This is a genomic window from Ramlibacter sp., assembly GCF_028291745.1.
Taxonomy (GTDB): domain Bacteria; phylum Pseudomonadota; class Gammaproteobacteria; order Burkholderiales; family Burkholderiaceae_C; genus Ramlibacter.
In genome coordinates, this window is the sequence record NZ_JAQGNQ010000120.1 from 1 (window position 1) to 4,116 (window position 4,116).

Annotated in this window: 4 protein-coding genes and 1 riboswitch; all 4 genes read left to right on the top strand. The window is 68.6% G+C overall.

The window, feature by feature from the left end:
• Positions 1–1,424 (top strand): hypothetical protein (locus JWP60_RS22105; protein ID WP_299796168.1); only part of this gene is annotated, 1,424 nt, incomplete at its 5' end.
• Between the two features lie 26 nt (positions 1,425–1,450).
• On the top strand, positions 1,451–2,497 hold the full coding sequence (locus tag JWP60_RS22110) for a homocysteine S-methyltransferase family protein (protein WP_299796171.1): 1,047 nt from the start codon (positions 1,451–1,453) through the stop codon (positions 2,495–2,497).
• 186 nt (positions 2,498–2,683) lie between these two features.
• Positions 2,684–3,133 carry an Lrp/AsnC family transcriptional regulator gene (locus JWP60_RS22115; protein ID WP_299796174.1) on the top strand — a complete coding sequence of 150 codons (450 nt, stop codon included), beginning with the start codon at positions 2,684–2,686 and terminating at the stop codon, positions 3,131–3,133.
• Between the two features lie 188 nt (positions 3,134–3,321).
• Positions 3,322–3,393, top strand: a riboswitch (S-adenosyl-L-homocysteine riboswitch).
• Between the two features lie 18 nt (positions 3,394–3,411).
• On the top strand, positions 3,412–4,116 hold a 705-nt coding region (locus tag JWP60_RS22120; protein WP_299796177.1), incomplete at its 3' end, for a dihydropteroate synthase.

Consider the following 4,116-nt stretch of genomic DNA (forward strand, 5'->3'; position numbering starts at 1 on the left):
ACGCGGCGGCGCACTGGCGGTTCGGCGGCCTCGCGCAGGCGCGCGCCGGCCTGAAGCCGGTGCAGCAAGCGCTGTTCGCGGTGCTGGAGGATGCGCGCGTCGAGTGGCTGGCCCTGCAGGAGCTGCCCGGGCTGCGCGCGCTGTGGCTGCCCTTTCATGCCGGCGACGATGCGCCGGCGGGCAACGGCTTCGAGGCACTGCTGGCGCGGCTGGCGCGCAGCCTGCTGGAGACGCACCCGGCCGACCCGCACCCTTGGCTGCGGCGGGCCCGGGCGGAGTTCTTCGCGGCCGACGGTCGCACGCCCCGCCTGCATTCGGTGGCCGACGTGCGCGCCGCCGCTTCTCGCCTGGGCAACGAGATCGGCCAGATGCGGCTGCCGTTCAACCCGCGCACCTACTGCGTCCACGCAGCGTATCGCGACGACGGCAGCTGGCTGTGGCAGCCGGAGGCCAACGCCCCCGCCTCGGACACCGTGCTGGCGGCACGCGCCGACGGCCAGCCCGGGCGCGAGCAGGCGGCGCAAGCGCCCCGCGTGGAGATGCCGCCCGTGTATTACCCGGAATGGGACGCGCGCATCGGCCGCTTCCGCGCCGACTGGTGCCGGGTCTACACGCTGCCCGCCGCGACCGCGCCGATCGTCGCGGAGCTTCGCGTGGACAGCGGCGCACACCGGCGCCTGGAGCGGGTCCTCGCACGGCTGCGCGGACGGCTGCCTCGCAACGATGGCCGGGCCGCGATCGGCGAAGAGTTTCACCCGGCGGCACTGGTGGACAGCCGCGTGCACCGGCGCGCGCAGCAGCCGCCGCCGGAACGCATCTACCGGCAACGCATCGCGCCCGCCCAGCGGCTGGCCGTGCAGGTGCTGGTCGATGCCTCCGAATCCACCGGTGACCGCGGCCCCGGCGGCGGCCCCTTGCTGGCCGACCTGCTGGCACTGGCGCTTGCCTGCGCGGGCGCGCTGGAACGCGCCGGCCACCGCGCGAGCGTGCTGAGCTTCGCCTCACGCACGCGGCAGCGGGTCGAGGTCCGGCCGCTCAAGCAGTGGGATGAGTCGAGCACGGCGGGGCCGGTGCTGGCGCGTTGCCGCGCGCTGCGCAGCGGCGGCTCCACGCGCCTGGGCGTGGTGGTGCGGCACGCTGCGGCCGGTGCGGCCCAGGCGGTGCGCGACACCGGTCGGCGCCCCATGGTGCTGGTCTTGACCGACGGCGAGGTGCACGACGTCGACGTGCCCGACCCCGCCTACCTGCTGGGTGACCTGCGCCGCGCAGTCGCGGATGCGGCGCGCGCCGGTGTGGCCGTGCGCTGCCTGCAACTGCAAGCCGGCGCTGCGCCTGCGAACTTGCGCGCAGCGGGCCTGCCCGCGCTGCGCATCCGCTCGCCGCGGGCGCTGGCGGACCGGCTCTTGTCCCTGCTGGCCGGTTGAGCTCGCGCCATTCCTACAATGGCGGCATGAAGCCCGTCGTCTACACCCGTGGCCAGGCCCTGCCGGGCCTGCTCGAAAAGCGCATCCTGATCCTCGACGGCGCGATGGGCACCATGATCCAGCGCTTCAAGCTGACCGAGCAGGACTTCCGGGGCGAGTCATTCCGCGAGCACCGCAAGGACCTGAAGAACAACAGCGATGTGCTGGTGCTGACGCGCCCCGACGTGATCCGCGCCATCCACGAGGGCTACCTCGCCGCGGGCGCCGACCTGATCGAGACCAATACCTTCGGCGCCAACTTCATCGCGCAGGAAGACTACGCCCTGGGCGCCTTCGCCCGCGAGATGAACGTGGCGGCGGCGAAGCTCGCCCGTGAGGCGGTCGAGAAGTTCTCCACGCCCGAGAAGCCGCGCTTCGTCGCCGGCGCACTCGGCCCGACCCCGCGCACGGCCAGCATCAGCCCCGACGTGAACGACCCGGGTGCGCGCAACGTGGACTTCGAGCAATTGCGCGCGGCCTATTACGAGCAAGTGCAGGCGCTGGTCGAAGGCGGCGTCGACCTGCTGCTGGTCGAGACCATCTTCGACACGCTCAATGCCAAGGCGGCGCTGTTCGCGATCGACGAATACTTCGCGGACTCCGGCGAGCGCCTGCCGATCGTGATCAGCGGCACCGTCACCGATGCCTCCGGCCGCATCCTCAGCGGCCAGACCGTCAGCGCCTTCTGGTACAGCGTGCGGCACGCGCAGCCGCTGGCCATCGGCCTGAACTGCGCGCTGGGTGCGGCGCTGATGCGCCCCTACATCCAGGAGCTGAACAAGGTGGCACCCGACACCTTCATCAGCTGCTATCCCAACGCGGGCCTGCCCAATCCGATGAGCGACACGGGCTTCGACGAGACGCCGGAGGTCACCTCGCGCCTGCTGCGCGAGTTCGCGGCCGAAGGCCTGGTCAACATCGTGGGCGGCTGCTGCGGCACCACGCCGGAGCACATCGCGGCGATCGGCCAGGCGGTGGTGCCGCTGCCGACGCGCGCATTGCAGCGCGGCTTCTTCTACCGCGAAGCCGCCTGATGACCCGGGTGGCCGGCGGGCGATAACCCGCCGGCTCCTTGTCGTGCGTCTTGGCCGGTAAGCGGTCGACCCACGGTGTCCACTGTGCCGCAGCGGCTGCCAAAAGTCTTGCTGTTTTTCTGCAGTCTGGCCCAATCCGCAGAAAGATCTTTGGCGCCGGCGGCAGCGAGCCGGATAATCGCCAGCATGGACGCTATCGACCGAAAGATTCTCAAGGTCCTGCAGCAGGACGCCCGCGCCAGCCTGCAACAGATTGGCCAGGCGGTGGGCCTGAGCGCCTCGCCCTGCTGGGAGCGCATCAAGAAGATGGAATTGGCCGGGGTGATCGAGGGCTATACGGTGCGCCTGAATCCGCAGGCCCTGGGCTACAACGACACGGTGATGGTGCAGGTCACGCTGGACAGCCACTCGGACAACACGCTGGAGAAATTCGGCGAGACGCTGGCGGCCATCCCCGAAGTGATCGAGGCCTACCTCGTCTCCGGCGAATACGACTACCTGCTGCGTATCGCGGTGCAGGACACCCGCGACTACGAACGCCTGCTGCGCGAGCGCCTGTACAAGATCAAGGGCATCCGCCACAGCAAGTCGAGCTTCGTGCTGAGGACCTTGAAGAAGGCGGACCTGCCGCTGTAGGGTGGAAAACCAAAGACCAACAACCGGACGCAGAACGCGCAGAAGTTTCGCAGAAGGCGCAGAAGAGACGAAAGATAAGGAAGCTTGTCCCGTCCTTCTTGATGGCTGTCCTTCTGCGTCTTCTGCGCAGTTTCTGCGCGTTCTGCGTCCGGTTGTTGGTCTTTCTCCGGCCAGCGTAAAATCGCAGCCTGCTCAAGGAGCGCTGCAGCAGTCCACGCGACTGTCAGGCTTGAGATGGATCCCAACCGCGCTCACCCGGACCGCCAACGAGGTGAGTGATGAGCGAGCAGACCCAAGTCCCCCCCATGAAGCTGTCCGGCCTGGAGCCTGTCTCCATCGGCCCCGGATCGCTGTTCGTCAACATCGGCGAGCGCACCAATGTCACCGGCTCCAAGGCCTTCGCGCGCATGATCCTTGCCGACCAGTTCGAGCAGGCGCTCGTGGTCGCCCGGCAGCAGGTCGAGAACGGCGCGCAGGTGATCGACATCAACATGGACGAGGCCATGCTCGATAGCAAGGCGGCCATGGTGCGCTTCCTCAACCTGATCGCCAGCGAGCCGGACATCGCCCGCGTGCCGATCATGATCGACTCCTCGAAGTGGGACGTGATCGAGGCCGGCCTGCGCTGCATCCAGGGCAAGGGCATCGTCAACTCGATCTCGCTCAAGGAAGGCGAGGCCGAATTCCGCCGCCAGGCCACGCTCGTGCGCCGCTATGGCGCCGCCGCCGTCGTGATGGCGTTCGACGAGAAGGGCCAGGCCGACACTTACGAACGCAAGACCGAGATCTGCAAGCGCGCCTATGATTTCCTGATCGAACGGGTCGGCTTCCCGCCCGAAGACATCATCTTCGATCCGAATATTTTCGCGATCGCGACCGGGCTCGAGGAGCACAACAATTACGGCGTCGACTTCATCGAGGCGACGCGCTGGATCCGCCAAAACCTGCCGCATGCGCATATTTCCGGCGGCGTCTCCAACCTG

Bases quoted from the DNA above. Each gene is read 5' to 3' on its own strand.
- JWP60_RS22115 (WP_299796174.1), top strand. From the start codon at position 2,684: ATGGACGCTATCGACCGAAAGATTCTCAAGGTCCTGCAGCAGGACGCC.
- JWP60_RS22110 (WP_299796171.1), top strand. From the start codon at position 1,451: ATGAAGCCCGTCGTCTACACCCGTGGCCAGGCCCTGCCGGGCCTGCTC.